Source organism: Mycolicibacter heraklionensis, assembly GCF_019645815.1.
In the GTDB taxonomy this organism is placed as follows: Bacteria; Actinomycetota; Actinomycetes; order Mycobacteriales; family Mycobacteriaceae; genus Mycobacterium; species Mycobacterium heraklionense.
This window is the reverse complement of sequence record NZ_CP080997.1, coordinates 1,300,881-1,317,440: the sequence shown is the minus strand read 5'-3', so window position 1 is coordinate 1,317,440 and position 16,560 is coordinate 1,300,881. Positions and strand designations below refer to the sequence as shown.

Annotated in this window: 21 protein-coding genes; 9 read left to right on the top strand and 12 right to left on the bottom strand. The window is 65.7% G+C overall.

The genetic code is table 11. The features are described from left to right. Positions 1-160 precede the first annotated feature (160 nt). Complete coding sequence (locus K3U94_RS06320) at positions 161-523, top strand: hypothetical protein (protein ID WP_220695947.1); 363 nt, start codon at positions 161-163, stop codon at positions 521-523. 4 nt (positions 524-527) lie between these two features. Here the strand turns inward: K3U94_RS06320 and K3U94_RS06315 are convergent, their stop codons facing one another. Beyond that, the gene (locus K3U94_RS06315; protein ID WP_220695946.1) at positions 528-965 is read right to left on the bottom strand and encodes a hypothetical protein; all 438 of its coding nucleotides are present in this window, start codon (positions 963-965) and stop codon (positions 528-530) included. Positions 966-1,817: 852 nt separating this feature from the next. On the opposite strand from K3U94_RS06315, the gene K3U94_RS06310 reads away from it, so the two are divergent. Further along, entirely contained in the window at positions 1,818-2,114 is a 297-nt protein-coding gene (locus K3U94_RS06310) for a DUF732 domain-containing protein (RefSeq protein ID WP_220695945.1), read from the top strand. Here K3U94_RS06310 and K3U94_RS06305 read toward each other — a convergent pair whose 3' ends face one another. Next, the gene (locus K3U94_RS06305) at positions 2,115-2,288 is read right to left on the bottom strand and encodes a DUF5302 domain-containing protein (RefSeq protein ID WP_109519432.1); all 174 of its coding nucleotides are present in this window, start codon (positions 2,286-2,288) and stop codon (positions 2,115-2,117) included. It abuts the gene before it with no gap. A gap of 45 nt (positions 2,289-2,333) precedes the next feature. Beyond that, the gene (locus K3U94_RS06300) at positions 2,334-2,777 is read right to left on the bottom strand and encodes a PPOX class F420-dependent oxidoreductase (RefSeq protein ID WP_047317173.1); all 444 of its coding nucleotides are present in this window, start codon (positions 2,775-2,777) and stop codon (positions 2,334-2,336) included. Positions 2,778-2,840: 63 nt separating this feature from the next. On the opposite strand from K3U94_RS06300, the gene K3U94_RS06295 reads away from it, so the two are divergent. After that, positions 2,841-3,380, top strand: coding sequence for a DUF1697 domain-containing protein (locus K3U94_RS06295; protein ID WP_220695944.1), 540 nt, complete (start codon positions 2,841-2,843; stop codon positions 3,378-3,380). Between the two features lie 48 nt (positions 3,381-3,428). Beyond that, a complete protein-coding gene (locus K3U94_RS06290) occupies positions 3,429-4,250 on the top strand; it encodes a class I SAM-dependent methyltransferase (RefSeq protein ID WP_220695943.1) in 822 nt (273 codons plus the stop codon). On the opposite strand, the gene K3U94_RS06285 is transcribed toward K3U94_RS06290, so the two are convergent. After that, entirely contained in the window at positions 4,247-4,630 is a 384-nt protein-coding gene (locus K3U94_RS06285) for an Rv1152 family transcriptional regulator (protein WP_220695942.1), read from the bottom strand. The two genes, K3U94_RS06290 and K3U94_RS06285, sit on opposite strands and share 4 nt — an antisense overlap. A gap of 28 nt (positions 4,631-4,658) precedes the next feature. On the opposite strand from K3U94_RS06285, the gene K3U94_RS06280 reads away from it, so the two are divergent. Next, positions 4,659-5,375 (top strand): SIR2 family NAD-dependent protein deacylase, encoded by a 717-nt coding sequence (locus K3U94_RS06280; RefSeq protein ID WP_220695941.1) that lies wholly within the window; start codon positions 4,659-4,661, stop codon positions 5,373-5,375. A 6-nt stretch (positions 5,376-5,381) separates the two neighbouring features. Here K3U94_RS06280 and K3U94_RS06275 read toward each other — a convergent pair whose 3' ends face one another. Further along, positions 5,382-6,020, bottom strand: coding sequence for a methyltransferase domain-containing protein (locus tag K3U94_RS06275; protein ID WP_220695940.1), 639 nt, complete (start codon positions 6,018-6,020; stop codon positions 5,382-5,384). 177 nt (positions 6,021-6,197) lie between these two features. Here K3U94_RS06275 and K3U94_RS24065 point away from each other — a divergent pair, with 177 nt between their 5' ends. Beyond that, complete coding sequence (locus tag K3U94_RS24065) at positions 6,198-6,323, top strand: hypothetical protein (RefSeq protein ID WP_096867583.1); 126 nt, start codon at positions 6,198-6,200, stop codon at positions 6,321-6,323. 52 nt (positions 6,324-6,375) lie between these two features. On the opposite strand, the gene K3U94_RS06270 is transcribed toward K3U94_RS24065, so the two are convergent. Genes K3U94_RS06270 through K3U94_RS06255 form a run of 4 tightly spaced genes read right to left on the bottom strand, consistent with a single transcriptional unit; the run spans position 6,376 to position 10,814 of the window. Next, positions 6,376-7,407 (bottom strand): amidohydrolase family protein, encoded by a 1,032-nt coding sequence (locus K3U94_RS06270; protein ID WP_220695939.1) that lies wholly within the window; start codon positions 7,405-7,407, stop codon positions 6,376-6,378. 13 nt (positions 7,408-7,420) lie between these two features. Further along, positions 7,421-8,437, bottom strand: a complete 1,017-nt coding sequence (locus K3U94_RS06265) for a VOC family protein (protein ID WP_220695938.1) — start codon at positions 8,435-8,437, stop codon at positions 7,421-7,423. Continuing rightward, on the bottom strand, positions 8,434-9,288 hold the full coding sequence (locus tag K3U94_RS06260) for an alpha/beta fold hydrolase (RefSeq protein WP_220695937.1): 855 nt from the start codon (positions 9,286-9,288) through the stop codon (positions 8,434-8,436). The genes K3U94_RS06265 and K3U94_RS06260 overlap by 4 nt, the downstream gene beginning before the upstream one ends. After that, the gene (locus tag K3U94_RS06255; RefSeq protein ID WP_220695936.1) at positions 9,285-10,814 is read right to left on the bottom strand and encodes a bifunctional 3-(3-hydroxy-phenyl)propionate/3-hydroxycinnamic acid hydroxylase; all 1,530 of its coding nucleotides are present in this window, start codon (positions 10,812-10,814) and stop codon (positions 9,285-9,287) included. Before K3U94_RS06255 ends, K3U94_RS06260 begins: the two co-directional genes overlap by 4 nt. A 93-nt stretch (positions 10,815-10,907) precedes the next feature. Between K3U94_RS06255 and K3U94_RS06250 the strand changes: the two genes are divergently transcribed. From K3U94_RS06250 to K3U94_RS06240, 3 genes are read left to right on the top strand one after another with little or no spacing between them, the layout of a single operon-like run. Then, positions 10,908-11,540, top strand: a complete 633-nt coding sequence (locus K3U94_RS06250; RefSeq protein ID WP_220695935.1) for a TetR/AcrR family transcriptional regulator — start codon at positions 10,908-10,910, stop codon at positions 11,538-11,540. Then, a complete protein-coding gene (locus K3U94_RS06245) occupies positions 11,537-12,643 on the top strand; it encodes a VOC family protein (protein ID WP_220695934.1) in 1,107 nt (368 codons plus the stop codon). The genes K3U94_RS06250 and K3U94_RS06245 overlap by 4 nt, the downstream gene beginning before the upstream one ends. Beyond that, positions 12,640-13,590, top strand: a complete 951-nt coding sequence (locus K3U94_RS06240) for a fumarylacetoacetate hydrolase family protein (protein WP_220695933.1) — start codon at positions 12,640-12,642, stop codon at positions 13,588-13,590. Before K3U94_RS06245 ends, K3U94_RS06240 begins: the two co-directional genes overlap by 4 nt. Before the next feature lie 58 nt (positions 13,591-13,648). Here K3U94_RS06240 and K3U94_RS06235 read toward each other — a convergent pair whose 3' ends face one another. Genes K3U94_RS06235 through K3U94_RS06225 form a run of 3 tightly spaced genes read right to left on the bottom strand, consistent with a single transcriptional unit; the run spans position 13,649 to position 16,536 of the window. Further along, complete coding sequence (locus K3U94_RS06235) at positions 13,649-14,647, bottom strand: NAD(P)H-dependent flavin oxidoreductase (RefSeq protein ID WP_220695932.1); 999 nt, start codon at positions 14,645-14,647, stop codon at positions 13,649-13,651. A gap of 8 nt (positions 14,648-14,655) precedes the next feature. Further along, positions 14,656-15,408: a 3-hydroxyacyl-CoA dehydrogenase gene (locus K3U94_RS06230; protein ID WP_220695931.1), complete on the bottom strand. Its 753-nt coding sequence runs from the start codon at positions 15,406-15,408 to the stop codon at positions 14,656-14,658. A 42-nt stretch (positions 15,409-15,450) separates the two neighbouring features. Then, complete coding sequence (locus K3U94_RS06225; protein ID WP_220695930.1) at positions 15,451-16,536, bottom strand: CaiB/BaiF CoA transferase family protein; 1,086 nt, start codon at positions 16,534-16,536, stop codon at positions 15,451-15,453. Positions 16,537-16,560: the final 24 nt, after the last annotated feature.

Sequence of the window (16,560 nt, the reverse complement as noted above, 5' to 3'; positions counted from 1 at the left end):
CAGTCACGCAGTCGATTACGCGGCCCTACGATCGAAGCCCAAGGGGACCTTATGCCGTACAGTTCCCAAGCATGGCGCCAGAGTCAGGATGCGGCGCGGTCCTTCACCCGCAGCGGGCACGGATTGGTTACCGACGACCGGCTCACCGGAGGAGATAGGTATGACATCACCAACCTTATCCCCGAATGACGTAGCACGTCACGAGGAACGGTACGTTCGAACATGGCAGCTCATAGACCAGCTCGTGAATTTCGGAATGGCAACGACAGACTTGCCCGACTTGCCCGACTTCCCTAACCTGCCCCACAAAGCAGCGGAGATGCTTCGAACTTCCGAAGGACGAAAAGCCCTAACTCGTTGGCTCGCAGCGTTTCGACGCAGCATCGAGCTTATGCGCGAATTTAATGATCAACGTGAGGCCGGGGCTGTATTTACTTCCAGCGACTGGAAATTGATGGATGAAAGTGCAACCAAGACAGTCGAGGCCCTGCAGAGGAAGCTGAGGACACTCGCTCAAGTCTAGCGGCTCACTCTGCGTCATATTCCAATACGCCGGCATCTGCAGCATTAGCTGTTTGCGCAACGAGTGGACTAGTCATCGGCCTAGCGCCTCGGTACTCACCCCACGGCGTCTTGATAACGATGGGCCCGACTATCGGAACCACTATTGCCATGAAGAAAAACAATGTAAGGATAGTTGCCGCAAGTACGTAATTGCCGGGAACCACCGGCGGCTGACATGTCTCAGTCATTTTAACCGAGCGTATTGGCGTCCGGGGTCGACCATTCTGCTCCGCCTGATCGATACCTTCGCCCTCGGCGAACTCAAGGGATGATTCTGTTTGCGAACTGCAAATATCACGAAACGCTTCCGGCATTGCCGCCGGGAAAACGGCAGTGATTCCGATGCCGAGTACCCACGCAAATGACAATAAACCGCATGTAACAAGCATCGTCTTCATCATCCAAGCTGCGACCTTGGACCTGCGGCTCGGCTCCTCGGCTACTGTTGCCGCTTCTCTCCCTGTCGCCGCAACAGCCGAAGTGGGCACCTGATCAGCCTGCGGCACGGTTCGAAGCGGGGGCCGGCGGATACGCTAAGGCGGCGTTTGCTATCTCCAAGATGACACCGTCATTTGGGCAACCCTCGCCGGCGCGCATTACGAGGTAGCAAGCAGATAGATTGGCGAGCGATCGATACCGCGCTTCCCTGCGCCGCAGATCGCTAATAGCTCGGGGCTCACCGACAGACCGGTCGATGGCATCCATCCTATAGTTAGCCCAAGCGCCGGCAATTGTCGCGAAATAATCTGGGTGGGCGTCCGACACAGCCCATCCAGGTTCAAAACAGAGCTGGTTCAGACATCTCAGCATTTTTCGATCACGCTCCTCGGCGATCGCATGAGAAACGGCGCGTCGGAAGATTCTCTTCGATAAGGGCGCGACGGCCGTGAGCAGTTCGTACCGTCGCTCTGCATGCGCCTGCCAACAGTCATCGATCGCGTACGCCGACATCTCGGCCCTCGCACAGATTGCAGCTCTCTGAGGTACACGAGCGTGTCCCGATTGCTGGTAGCTCCGTTGCGCCCGCCTGACTTCGTTCAGAAGAAAAAAGAAGCGATCCGACTGTGATTGTTTCAACGCACCCCTCTGATCACTCCGAATACCCTTCCTACCTGCATCGGCTAGCCTGTGTCGGCGCGACGCAGCCGCCGCCATAACAGTCTAATCTTTCGTGAACTCTTCGTTACAAAAGTGTCACGATTTGTGCGACGGTGTAGCCAGCTCACCCGCAGACATACCTTCAGGAGACGTACATGAGACGTGTAGCGGCAGCGCTGATTGCAGCGGCGGTTTCCGCTGTCGCCCTGGCGGCCACGGCCGGTGCCATACCGGACCAGGGCACCCCGGAATTCGACACCTACATGGAAGGCCTGGAACGCAACGGGTTCAACCTGAACCCGGACACCGCCTGGCGCCTGGCCCACCAGGCATGCGAAGGCGGACTTCCGGGCTATATCGGGTTGGAACTCGCGGCGCAGGGGGTCGTCGGGCCCGGCGCGAACCAGCGGGTGATGGACGTGGCACGCAAGTACGCCTGCCCAGTGCAGTAGCTAACCGCTCTTGCGGCGGAACTCCCGGCGGCTCTCCACCGGTCCGTGCGACCGCGACTGCTTGGCGCCGGCGTCCTTGTGGTCAGAGCCGCCCGCCGACTTCGCGTTCTTACGTTCCAGCGCCTCCCGGAACTTGCGCTTGTTCTCGTCTGCGGCGGAATCTGATTCGGGCATACCCGGGAGCCTAGCTCAGCGCACGGCGTACCGGGTGGGAGATGCTCAGCGCACACCCGGGGGCATGCCGTACAGGTGATGAACGGGCAGCGTCAGCAGCACGCGGCGATCGGTCACCATGGCCTGGCGGTACTCGTCCCAGTCCGGATGCTCCCCGGCAATGTTGCGGTACAACGCAATCAGCGCTTCGACGGTGTCGTCGTCGGGTGCGGCGGCCGGCGGCGTCAGCTGGGCATCCCCCTCGGCGACGGCGTAGGACCAGCCGTCGTCGGAGCTGACCAGAAGCGACGCTCTGGGATCACGGCGCAGGTTGCGGGTCTTGGCTCGCGGCTCGGTGACCGACACCTGCACGACGAGGGCCCGCGGGTCGAAGTGATACTGCACGTTCGACAGTTGCGGGCGGCCGTCTCGTTTGAGGGTGGCCAGTACGCCAAGTGAGTTCCCGCTGATCAAGGCAAGCAACTTGTCGTCGAATACCTGGCGTCCCATGATCGAAGCGTACCGACGTGTCCGGTTATTACCATCGTTCTTCCGCCGATTGGAGTTCGCCTCATGACCCGGTATGCGCTGTTTCTGCGCGGCGTGAACGTCGGCGGCGTCAATCTCAAGATGGCCGAGGTCGCCGCCACACTGACCGCCGCCGGATTCACGGAGGTTCGCACGCTGCTTGCGAGCGGCAACGTGCTGCTGGAGTCACCCACCGACGCCGCGGCGGTTCGCGCCGCCGCCGAGTCGGCATTGCGGGAGCGCTTCGGCTATCCGGCCTGGGTGCTGGTCTATAACGTCGAGACGGTGCGCAACATCGTGGCCGGGTTTCCCTTCGAACCCGAGGTCGCGGGTCTGCACTCCTATGTCACGTTCGTCGCTGACGATGCGGTGCTGACCGAACTGTCCAAGCTGTCCGAGCTCGCGGGGGATGCCGACAAGAAGATCGCCGTCGGCAATGGGGTGGTCTACTGGCAGATCCCCAAGGGCGACACCCTGACCAGCACCGTGGGTAAGACGATGGGCAACAAGCGCTACAAGTCCGCTACCACCACCCGCAACCTGCGCACCCTGAACAAAGTGCTGCACGCCGCCGCCCACCGGTAACGCCGCCGCCCACCGGTAAGGCCGCCGCCCACCGGTAAGGTCGCACAGGTGAGCCAGGCACAAAAAGTCACCCTGACCGGGGTCTCCGAAACCGCGTTGCTGACCTTGAACGCTCGGGCGACCGAAGCCCGCCGTTCCGACGGAATCATCGACGACCCGATGGCGATCAGCCTCGTCGATTCGATCGACTTCGATTTCGCGAAGTTCGGGCCCACCCGCCAGGACATCGCCCTGCGCGCCCTGGCCTTCGACGACCAGACCCGGCAGTTTCTGCGCCAGCACCCGTCGGGCACCGTGGTGGCTCTGGCCGAGGGCTTGCAGACCAGCTTCTGGCGGGTGAGTGCGAGCGTTTCCGACACCGCGTTCCGCTGGCTCACGGTCGATCTGCCGCCGATCATCGACATCCGCACCCGGCTGCTGCCAGCGTCGCCGCAGGTTTCGGTCTGCGCCCAGTCCGCGCTGGACTACAGCTGGATGGACCAGGTCGACCCGGACAAGGGCGTGTTCGTCAGCGCGGAGGGCCTGCTGATGTACCTGCAGCCCGAGCAGTCGCTGGGACTGATCGCCGAGTGCGCCCGCCGTTTCCCCGGCGGTCGGCTGCTCTTCGACGTGCCGCCTCCCGTGCTGGCCATGCTGATGCGCCGCGGGATTCGGACGTCGCTGCGCTACAGGGTTCCGCCGATGCCGTTCAACCTGTCGGTGAACGCCGCCGCCGATCTGGTGAATACCGTGCCAGGCATCCGGGCCGTCCGTGACCTGCAGCTACCGGCCGGCCGCGGGTGGCTGTTCAACACGCTGCTCTCGAGCGCCTACCGACTGCGCTTCCTGGATCCGGTCCGCCCGTCCCTGACCCTGCTGGAGTTCGGCTAAGATACACCGCTCCCGGCGCTGTCGAAGGCCGCGTCGAGGTAGCGCAGCGCATCGGCCTTGCCCAGCCCGACCGCGCGGGCTGCGGCGGCGAAAGCGCCTGCGGCCTGCGTCATGACGGCGTCAGCCGGGTCGCTGCTGGCCACGAAGGTGCCGAAACGTCCCCGGGTTTCGACGACGCCGCCGGCCTCCAGTTCGCGGTAGGCCCGCGCGACGGTGTTCACCGCCAGGCCAAGCTGATTGGCAAGGTCGCGCACCGTCGGCAGCCGGGTTCCCGCGGGGAGTGACCCGGCCCGGACCGCCTCGATCAAGGCCACTCTGATCTGCTCGAACAGCGGCACGTCTTGATGCACGTCGGTTTTCAGCAGGTCGGAGAAGTTCATTCGGCCAGTATCCCGCTATGTTGGTGGCGTGCGGGTGGTGGTGTTCAGTGGCGCAGGGATCTCGGCGGAGAGCGGGATACCGACCTTCCGCGATGACGAGAAGGGGCTCTGGTCGCAATACGACCCCTACGAGGTGTCGAGCATCGATGGCTGGAACCGGCAGCCAGAACTGGTCTGGGGCTGGTATGTGTGGCGCTGTCAGCTGGCCCGCCGCTATGAGCCGAACCTGGGCCATACCGCGATCGCGGACTGGGAACAGCACGTCGACGACGTTCAGGTCATCACCCAGAACGTCGACAATCTGCACGAGCGCGGCGGCAGCTCCACCGTTCACCATCTGCACGGCCGGATGTTCACCTTCCGCTGCTCGGACTGCGATCAACCGCACGACACGCAGCTTCCAGAGCTGGCAGAGCCCGTCCTCGAAATAATGCCGCCGCAGTGCGAGTGTGGCGGCTTGATCCGCCCGGACGTGGTCTGGTTCGGCGAACAGTTGCCCGACGAGCCGTGGAACGCAGCGGTCGAGGCAATTGACGCCGCCGATGCGCTGATCGTGGTCGGCACGTCCGGGGTGGTCTATCCGGCGGCCAGCCTGCCCGAACGGGCGCTCGAGCTGGGCAAGACCGTCATCCAGGTGAATCCGGAGCCGACGCCGCTGTCGGAGCGGGCCACGGTGTTCCTGCGCACTACCGCCTCAGCTGCACTACCGGGAATGGCGCAGCGGCTGCCGTTCCTGCTGGGCTGACCCGTCTCAGGCCGGGCGGCTGGCCGATCCCAGCGCGAATTCCGACACCGGAACCGGGGCCCACGCCGGGAATTGGTGCCCGCGCCGCGACCTATCGACGACGAAGCCGGCAGCGGTGATCATCTGCTCGGTCTCCCGGTGGGTGTGGCAGTTGCCGAACAAGCGGGGCCAGAAGGTGGCGTCGGCCAGCCGCTGCAGGCCGCCGCGCACCCCGGCGCTGGCGACATGCTCGAAGTAGCGCAGCTCGCCGCCGGGCTTCAGCAATGTGAAGAGCTGGCGCAGCACGTCCTCGGGCTGGCCCACCGAGCACAACACCAGCGAGCACACGATCGCGTCGAAGGGCTCGCCGGAGTCCAGGGCCTCAACGGTGCTCGCCACCACGGCAACCGGGACCGGTGCCGCTGCCGCGGCGTCCTGGGCGGCGTCGCGAAGGTGCGACTCGGGTTCGGCGGCCACCACCTCGGTCACGGTATCTGGATAGAAGCCGAAGTTGCTTCCGGTACCCGCCCCGACCTCCAAGACGCGCCCCGACAAGCCCTCCAGGTTCTCCCGGCGGCGGTCCCGCAGCCAGTCGGTCTCGTGGCTGGACATGAAGGTCCAGATCCGGGCGAACAGCGGGTGGTCCAGGGTGTTCGGTGCGGTCATGGGAGCCACCCTAGCGGCGATCGCAAGCGCGGCGGAGCCGGGCGCTGGTGGGTCGCTGCCGTCAGCACAGCGGAACGCCGGAGCCGGCCCCGCAAACGCTACCCGTCGGTAGTATTGCCACCATTTCCCGAAACGTGACTCAATGATTCCTTAATAGTGACCAATAAGCTCAGGGTCATGTGGATCGACGACTCAAGTGCCGACGTCATCAAAGTCGACTTCGAGGCCCTGTACCACGGCGATTTCCTCGTCGAGGGCGACACCTCGGAGCAGTTCGACGGCCTGCATTCGCTGGCCAGCTGATTGATCGGCGCCGCGACAGCGGCGCCCTTCAATGTGGCGCGGTTTCGCGCAGTCAGCTTTGGCTGATCATGCGTGCCAGGGACCGCACCACGTGGCGACTGGCGCAGTGCCGCAGCCTCTGAATCATCGGTTGGCGGATCTGGGCGGCACCGACGCCGAACCGAGGAAAAAGCCCCACAGCATTTGTCCGGTCAATCGCATCGCGGCCAGCTCGATCCAGACCGGCATACGTCTCCAGACCAGCAGCGAACAATCTCCCGGCGGCGCTCGGCGCGAACGGCCAGTCCGAGCCGAAGGTGAGATGCCCAGGCCGCGCGAAAGCCAACAGACTCGGCAACGCAGCGGCACTGGATGACAACGCGGTATCAAAGTAGAAGCCGGCGAAATCATCGAGGCTGTCGGCGGGACTCCGTCCGGTCTCGGCCATGATCGCGACCGCCATCCGATGGCTCGCATACGGCACGAATCCCCCGGCGTGGCTCAACAGGAAGCGAATCCTCGGATAGCGGCGCCGAATACCGTTGCGCACCAACAGGTAAGCGGCCCGTGTGGTATCCAACAGGAAATCGGTGGCGAACGGGGCAACCCCGGGTACGGCCGGTCCCGGCAGGTCGGCGGGGTGAATGAACACCACTGCCGCGCGCTCATTCAGTGCGCTGAACAGCTCGTCCTGCCCGTCTTGACCCAGGTACACCCCGGCACTGTTGGCCAGCAGCACCACGCCGTCGGCCGCGAGTTCGTCCAGTGCGCGGATGGCTTCGGCTACTGATTCATCCAGGTGCGGCATCGGGATGGTGGCGAAGAAGCCGAACCGGTCGGGATGGGCGGCGGCCAGCGCCGCCGCGTAGTCGTTGAGGTCGCGTGCCCACGCCGCCGCATCGGCCGGGCCACGCACGAAGGTGGTGCCCGGAGTCGACACCGACAGGATCGCGGTGCCCACATCCAGTTCGGCCATGGCCTGCAACGACGCGTCCGCGCTCCACTCCGGGAGCGCCCGTCCACCCGCTTCGTCGATCCCGGCTTTCCGCAGGGCTTTGCGGTAGTCGGGTGGGATCAGGTGGTGATGGGTGTCGATTCGCAGCATCGAGCTCCTTGGGTCAGTGGTCGGGAATGCCTGTTCCCGACAGGGCGGCGACCATGTCTTCGCGGTGGAGCAGCGACGCCGCGCCCGCCCCGAATTGCCTGAGCTTGTTGATGACGGTCTGGCCTTCGGGAGTGTGGCCCCAGATGCTGATGCCCTGATACGTGCTGGGCTCCCAGGTGGTTTCGTCGACGACCAGGGGGTTCCAACCGACCTCCCATTCGAAGCCGGACGGCGTCTTGGCGTAGAACGACAACTGCCGGTCATTGGGGTGCTGCCCGACGGCCAGCGCCATGCCGAAGCCCAGCTGCTTGACCCGCTGATAGGACGCGATCATGTCGTCCAACTCCGCGACCTGGATGTTGACGTGCTGCACGCGAGTGCGAATCGGGTTGATCGGCAGGCGGTTCACGGCGACGATCGCCACCGAATGGTGGCGTTGGTTGACCCGCAGGAACCGGATCTTGACCTTGACACCGCTGATCGTCTCGTCGATGAAATCGGAGAGCCGCGCGTCAAACACCGTGGCGTAGTAGCCACGCATCTGATGCGGTCGTTTGGTGCTGATCGCGACGTGGCCGATTCCGCCCTCACCGGTGACAAATCCGCCGCCCACCGCGACTTGCAACGGCACGTCTGCGGCCCGGGGCCGGGCGAAGATCTCCTGCACCAGGCCATTGGGGCCGGGGAATCGCGCCAGCCGCTCCACCCCGCGCAGTGCGGCCTCCTCCGCGGTTACCTCGGCAACCGGCACACCGTGCCCGGCGACCCGAGCGACGACCTCGTCGAAACTGCTGTGGTCATCCAGTTGCCAACCGAGCGCGGTGACGTCTTCGGCCGGCCCGCGCTGCAGCAGGAATCGGCAGGCGTTGTCGTCGAGCCGAAACCGCATCACGTCGGGCAGTGTGTCGTCGACGTGCATGCCGATGGCGTCGCGGCCGAATCGTCGCCAATCGGCGAACCGTTGCGTCTCGACGGCGACGTACCCCAGCCGGACGTTGCCGAATATCGAGGGCGCCGCGTTGGTGGTCATGACGCGAGGAATTCGGTGACGATGCGGTTGAACAGTTCGGCACGTTCCCACTGCATCCAGTGCCCGGTGCGGGCAGTCATCACCAGATCGGCGTTGGGCATCAGGTTCACCAGCAGCGGGCCGCCGGTGGGCCTGTTGACCTTGTCGTCTCGTCCCCACAGCACCAGAGTCGGGGTGGGCAATTCCTTCAGCCGCGTATCGCGGGTCAGGTCCATCCGCCACAGCGTCCGCAACGCCGTCGGTCCCGAGGGCCGGCGAAGCGGCGGATTGGCCAACACCTCTGGATCGACGGAGGCGGCGTAGCGCAGGTCGATCAGATCGTCGGGGACCGAGTCGCCGTCGTAGACCAGATAGGTACGGATGAAGGCCTCCAGTTTGGCGCGGCTGGGACCGTCGCCGCCGTAGTAGGCCAGCAGGCTTCGTAATCCCGGAGTCGGAAGGCCGCGGGTGGTCCCGATGCCGCCCGGGCCCATCAGGACGAGCTTGCCGACCCGTGCCGGGTTGTCCAGGGCCAGCCGCAGCGCGCATGACCCGCCGTAGGAGTTGCCGACCAGGTGCGCGGTGTCCACGCCGAGTTCGTCGAGCAGGCCGAGGATCGCGGTGGCGAGGTAACCGAACGGATCGGCCTGGTCGACGTATTTCGCCGAGCGGCCGTAGCCGGGCATGTCGGGCACGATGACGCGGAAGTGCTGCGCCAGTGCGTCGATGTTGCGCGAATAGTTGGACACCCCGCTGGCGCCCGGTCCCCCACCGTGCAGGAGCACAACCGCGGGGCCGCTGCCGGCCTCGGTGACGAATATCGGTCGGCCGCCCACGGTCAACGTGCGCTCGACTATCTCGGTGGCGGTCATGCGGCTACCTCATTTCGTACGGCGACGGTGTAGCCGTCCGGAGGCCCGGGCAGCGGTTTTCCGGATCCGGCCGCGGCATAGATGAATCCGTCCGGGCGAAGCACCACCGTGGTTGCGTTTCGGCTCCGCAGCCAACGCACCAACCCGGGTTCGGAGATCCGGTGTGCGCAGACCCCCAGTTCCCTCCAAGCGTCCGCGCCCGGTGGCAGCTGGCCGGTGTGCAGGATGGCCCAGCCTCCGCCCAGCAGGTCGTCGAGGCGCATGCTGCCGCCGTCACTGGCGGTGATCCACGGTTGCGGGATCTGCCATCCGACGGCTCGATGCCGGCTCTCGGAGAAGAAGCCCTCCGCATAGCGAGCCTCGGGAACCCACATCAGCCGTTGCGAGGCGGCCCGCGCAGCGGGCACCCACGTCACCATGCGCATCACGTGATTGCGTATAGCGGCGATCGCCCGGTTGCGTTCCGTGATGATTCGGCCAACCATGCGGGCGCGCCGGGTGGTTTCGGTGACGTGCGGCTTGCGCTCAACTTGGTAGGAGTCCAGCAACCCTTCCGGCGCCAGCCCGTGGAGCACCGCTGCGAGCTTCCAGCACAGGTTGGCCACGTCACGCACGCCGGCGGACATGCCCTGCCCGATCCACGGCGGCATGGCATGCGCGGCGTCGCCGGCCAGAAAGACCCGGCCCACCCGCCAGCGATCGGCAACGCGGACATGGTGGCTGTAGATGACCGCCCGCAGGATCTTGACGTGCTCGTCAGTGATGCCCTGGCTGCCGAGGACTTTCCAGATCTCCTCCTCGCACAGCAGCTTCTGCTCGTCTTCCCCGGCTCGGGCGGGAAACTCCCAGCGGTGGTGGCCCAGCGGGGTCGGGCAGTCGACCACCGGCCGGGCGGGATTGCAGTGGAAGCGCAACCGGTCGTGGGCGTCCCACTCCTGCAGGACTTTGGTGTCTATGACCACCCAGCGCTCACCGTAGGTGCGGCCCGAATAGCCGATCCCCAACTGCCCCCGGGTCGGCGATGCTCCCCCGTCGGCGGCGATCACGTAGCGGGCACGAAGCCGATTGAGGGTGTCCTGGCTCAGATCGGCACAGAGCAGTTCGACGCCGTCGTCCTGAGGCAACACCCGCAGACATTCGTGCTCCAGCAACACCTCAACGCCCGGGTAGCGTTGCACGCCCTCGCGCAGGACGCGATCAACGGCCGGCTGGTACAGGAACTGCTGCGGCGGATGGCCGAAGCCGCGTGATGTGATCTTCAGGTCGATGAAGGGCACCCCTGCCCGGTCGACGAAATTCAAGGGCCGATCCGGCAGCATGTCCTGCTGCAGCCGCTCGGCCAGACCGACCGACTGCCACACTCGCATGACCTCTTCGTCGGTGGAAATCGCGCGGGCGCGTCCATATACGTCCGGATCGCGCTCGACCACAATCACTTTCAGACCGAGCCGGCCCAAGAGGTTGGCGGCTGTGGCCCCGGTGGGCCCGTAGCCGATCACCGCCACGTCGTAGGTATCTGTAGTCACGATGCCCGCTCTCGCCTGCGAGAAATTTGTTCTGTAGTGATCGATACGGTAATGTAGCGATCACTACAGAGTCAAGACCCGAGGAGGGCCGCGATGACGAAGACGAGCCATCCGACACGGCGCAAACGGGTTGACGGCGAGCTGTCTCGCGAGCGCATCCTCGATGCCGCCTCCGAGATCGCCGCCGAGCGCGGCTACGAAGGCACCAGCATCGCCCTGGTCAGCGCCAAGTGCGAGCTTCCGGCGAGCTCGATCTATTGGCACTTCAAGAACAAGGACGACCTGATCGCCGCCGTCATCGAACGCAGTTTCGCCAGCTGGCTCAGCGCCTGGCAGGTCCCCGACGAAGGCACGGCACGCGAGCGAGTTCAGGGGCTGGCGATGCAGATCGCCAGGGCCCTGCTGGAATCACCGGACTTCATCCGGCTCGGGCTGATGCTGGCACTGGAACGCCGGCCCGTCGAAGCACGGGCACGGGCGATGTTCATCCAGGCCCGAACTCAGACGGCCATTGCGCTGACCCAGACCCTGGGCGAACTCACCCCGGGACTCACCGAAGCTCAGATGCGTCAGCTGGTCACCTATGCCATCGCCGGCGCCGACGGCCTGTTCATCGCCAACGAAGTCGACCACGAGGCGCTGGATCTGATCGAGATGTTCGACATGCACGCCAACGCCCTCTACAGCACGGCACTGCGCCTGCTCTCCGAGAACGCCGGACAATGACCCTGCACAGCACGCAGGGCGCGCACCGAGGTGAACACGTCGGCAGGTCGACCAAGCCGATCATCAAGGTCGAGGACCTGGCGTGGCTGGAGTTCGACAAGCCCGACCTGGCGCGGGCCGAGGAATTTGCCCACGCATTCGGGTTCGCCACCGCGCTGCGGACCGAGCACGAACTGCATCTGCGCGGCGCAGACGCCGCCGAACCGTGCGTGATCATCCGGCAAGGAAGTCGGAACCGTTTTCACGGCATGGCTTTTCGCGCCCAAGACACCGCGGACCTGGCCCGGCTGGCATCCGCGACCGACAGCCGCATGACCCCGCTGCCGGAATCGCTCGGCGGGGTGAGCGTCGACCTGCGCGATCCCAACGGCATGGCGGTTCGGGTCATATCGTCCACGCACGAGCTCGACGCCCTACCGGCGCAAATCCCGCAGAGCTTGAACGTCGGTCACGCGGTGCGCAGGTCCAACGCCACCCAGCGCCCGACGCGCACACCGGCGATCGTGCAACGCCTCGGCCACCTGGTGCTGCAGAGCACCCGATACCTTCAGACTCTCGACTGGTACCTGGACACCCTCGGGATGATCGTCAGCGACTTTCTGTACTTCCCCGGGCAGCGCGATCGCGGACCGACAATGAGCTTCATCCGCTGCGATCGCGGCACCACCCCGGCCGACCATCACACCCTGGCACTGGCGCTGGGCCCGGCTAACCGCTATGTTCATTCGGCATATCAGGTCTGCGACCTCGACGCCCTGGCCGCCGGCGGCGAGTACCTCAAAGACCGCGGATACCAACGATCTTGGGGCGTGGGCCGCCATATCCAGGGCAGTCAGATCTTCGACTACTGGCGCGATCCCGACGGCTTTCTGGTGGAACACTTCACCGACGGTGACATGTTCGACAACACCGTGGAGCCGGGCTGGGCGCCCTTCACCGCGTCCGGGCTGGCCCAGTGGGGGCCGCCGGCCAGCAAGAATTTCCTCGGCACCGAGGTGCGGACGGCGCCCCACGAGGCGCGCACGATCCTGGCCGCACTGCGCGCCGACAACGATTTCGACGTCCGGCGCCTGGCCGGCCTACTGAAAGTTGCCTATTCATGACGGTTTCGGTACTCCGCACCGCGGACGGCTGGTGGGTGCGCACGCCGTCCGGAGCGGCCCGGATCGATACGCACGCCACGACCACCGGAGAGCTGTTGGCCGATCGGGCCGCGATCGCAGGCGCTGCCGGCAGTCACGACACCGTGCCCGTGGACGATCTCGCCCTGCTTTCCCCGGTGACAGCGCCGTGTCGGGTGATAGCTCAGATGACCAACTTCGTCTCGCATATCAAAGACGCCGGCATGAACCCTGCCTCGGTGCCGCTGACCTTCTTCCGCAAGGCCTCCGCGTCGATCACCGGCCCGTTCGATGACGTGGTCAAGCCCAGCCATGTCCGCCTGCTCGATTACGAAGTCGAGATCGGCCTCGTCATAGGCCGTGACATCCCGGTCGGTGCAACGATTCCCGAGGCCGACCTGCCCCAGCTGATCGCCGGCCTGGTCGTCACCAACGATGTGTCGGCCCGCGACGTCCAACTGCCCCAGACCCAGTTCTACGAAGCCAAGTCGTACCCTGGTTTCACCCCGGTCGGCCCGGCCCTGGTGCTGCTCGACGCCGCAGACTGGGCACGCTTCGGGGAATTGCGGTTGCGCCTGGCGGTCAACGGCGAGATCCGTCAGGACATGACTGTGGATGGCGACATGCTGTATCGGCCGCTGCGGGCCGTGCAGAGTCTGACCCGGTTCCAGAACCTCTCCGCCGGTGATCTGATCCTGACCGGCACTCCGGCCGGCACCGCGCTCAGCGCCCCGCCCAAGCCGATCGAGATACTCGGCTCCCTGCTGCCGCCGCCAGTGAAGTGGAAGGTCTTCTTCAAGCGGCAGGCCGGCAATCCCCGCTATCTGCACGACGGCGACATCGTCGAAGCCGGCGTGGCGACCGACGACGGTGCGATCGACTTGGGCACCCAACGCAACACCGTGCGATATGCCGCATCCACCGGATAACGCAAAGGGCTGCGACCCGAATCGGATCGCAGCCCTTGACGCAAACTCAGGCGGCCGATTAGGCGACGTTCTCCTCGTCGTCGTCCTCGACCATGTTGCCCAGGCGCCCGAGGATGATCTCTTCGGCCTCCGAAACGATCCGTGACACCAGCTCGTCGACGGTCGGGATGTCGTTGATCAGCCCCATTGCCGTGCCCACCGTCCAGATTCCGGCGTCGACGTCGCCTTCGTCGAAGACGCGGCGGCCGCGCACGCCCGCCACCAGCTCCTGCACGTCCGGGAACTGACCGCCCTTGTTGAGGATCTCGACCACCTCGCGGGACACCGCGTTGCTGGCGACCCGAGCGGTGTTGTGCAACGACCGGAAGATCAGCTCGGTGCCGCGCTCGTCACCGGCCACGATCGCTTCCTTGACGTTCTGGTGGATGCACGACTCCACGGTGCACATGAACCGCGATCCCATGTTGATGCCGTCGGCGCCCAGCGCCAGCGCCGCGACCAGGCCGCGGGCATCGGCGAAACCGCCGGAGGCGATCATCGGGATCTCGATCTTGGCGGCAGCGGCCGGGATCAGCACCAGGCCGGGGACATCGTCTTCGCCGGGGTGCCCGGCGCACTCGAAACCGTCGATGCTGATGCCATCCACGCCCAGGCTCTGCGCCTTGACGGCGTGGCGCACCGAGGTGCACTTGTGCAGCACCTTGATTCCGTTGTCATGGAACATCGGCAGGTGCGGAGCCGGATTGGATCCGGCCGTCTCCACGATCTTGATGCCGGCGTCGACGATGACCTGCCGGTACTCGTCGTAGGGCGGTGGGTTGATCGCGGGCAGGATGGTCAGGTTCACCCCGAACGGCTTGTCGGTCAGATCCCGCGTCTTGGCGATCTCGTTGGCCAGGTCGGCCGGCGTCGGCTGGGTGAGCGCGGTGAGGAAACCCAGCGCCCCGGCGTTGGCCACCGCCGCCACCAGCTCCGCGCGACCCACCCACTGCATGCCGCCTTGAGCGATGGGGTGCTCGACCCCGAATACCTCGGTGAACTTCGTTGTAATAGCCATCGTCTCTCCTACCTCGGGGCCATCCGGATCGCACCGTCGAGGCGGATGACCTCGCCGTTGAGCATCGGGTTGTTGATGATGTGCTCGGCCAGTGCGCCGTACTCGTCGGGGTCACCGAGCCGCGACGGGTGGGGCACCTGCGCGCCCAGCGACTTCTGCGCCTCCTCAGGCAGCGAGCCCAGCAGCGGCGTCTTGAACAGGCCCGGAGCGATGGTGCAGACCCGGATCAGTTCACGCGACAGGTCACGGGCGATCGGCAGCGTCATACCGACCACGCCGCCCTTGGACGCCGAGTAGGCGGCCTGCCCGATCTGGCCCTCGAACGCCGCCACCGAGGCGGTGTTGATGATGACGCCACGCTCACCGTTGATCGGCTCGGTCTTGGCGATCCGCTCCGCTGCCAGCCGCAGGACGTTGAACGTGCCGATCAAGTTGACCTGAATGATCTTGGTGAAGGCATCCAGCGGAAACGCGCCATCTTTGCTCAGCGTCTTGATCGCATTGCCGATGCCGGCGCAGTTCACGTTGATCCGCACCGGGCCGAGCGACTCCGCGACGTCCAGGGCCGCGCTGACCGCATCGGGGTCGGCCACGTTGGCCTCCACGAAGCGGGCCCGGTCACCGAGCTCCTTGACGGTGTCCTCGCCCTTGAGGTCGATCACCACGACCTGGCCACCCGCATCCAGCAGGCGTTTGGCCGTCGCCAACCCCAACCCGGAGGCACCGCCGGTGACAACGGCTACCGCGTCCTTGATCTGCACTCCCTTGGCCCCTCTCAGTCCCAACCGTCTGGTTGGTCGGGACTATACCCAGTCGTTCAGGATGGTCTCGTTGTCGGCTCCCAGAACGGCCGGCGGCGTCGGGACGTCGGGAACGCTGCGGGAGAACCGCGGCGCCGGCATCGGCTGCAGATAACCGTCGACGTCATAGAAGGTGTCGCGTTCGGTGATGTGCGAGTCGGCCTGCACCTCGTTGAAGGCCAACACCGGCGCCACGCAGGCATCGGAGGTGGCGAACACCTGAGCCCAGTGGTCACGGTCGTGGGCGGCGAACGCCGCGGTCAGCTTCTCCCGCAGCACGGGCCAGCCGCTGACGTCGTTCTGCGCCGGCAACTCGGCGGGGTCCAGCTCCAGCTTGGCCAGCAGTTCCGCGTAGAACTGCGGCTCGATCGAGCCGACCGACACATACTTCCCATCGGCGCACTCGTAGGTGTCGTAGTAGGGCGCACCGGTGTCGAGCATGTTGACGCCACGCTCGTCACTCCACAGCCCCTGCGAGCGGAAGCTCCACATCATCGCCGAGAGCACACTGGCCCCGTCGACCATCGCCGCGTCGATCACCTGACCCTTGCCGGAACGCTGCAGCTCCCACAGCGCGGCCAGGATGCCGACCAGCAGGAACATCGACCCGCCGCCGAAGTCGCCGGTCAGGTTCAGCGGCGGCACGGGACGTTCGCCCTTGCGGCCGACGGAGTGCAACAGCCCGTTCAGCGAGATGTAGTTGATGTCGTGGCCAGCCTGCTGAGCACGCGGGCCGGTCTGCCCCCAGCCGGTCATGCGGCCATAGATCAGCCGCTCATTGACCTTGGCGCAGTCCTCGGGGCCGAGGCCGAGCCGCTCGGTGACGCCGGGCCGGAAGCCCTCGATCAGCACGTCGGCCTTGGCCACCAGCTGCAGCACCAGGTCGCGGCCTTCCGGCGACTTCAGGTCGGCGGTCACCGAGCGCCGGTTGCGCAGCATGGTGTCCTTGCTGGCCCCGCCACCGAATTTCTGCGGCCGCTCCACGCGGACCACGTCAGCGCCCAGGTCGCCGAGGATCATCGCCGCGTGCGGTCCCGGTCCGATCCCGGCCAGCTCGATGACCCGCAGCCCCGCCAGTGGTCCCGCCATATCTGCCTCCTCGTCGTGTGCCTG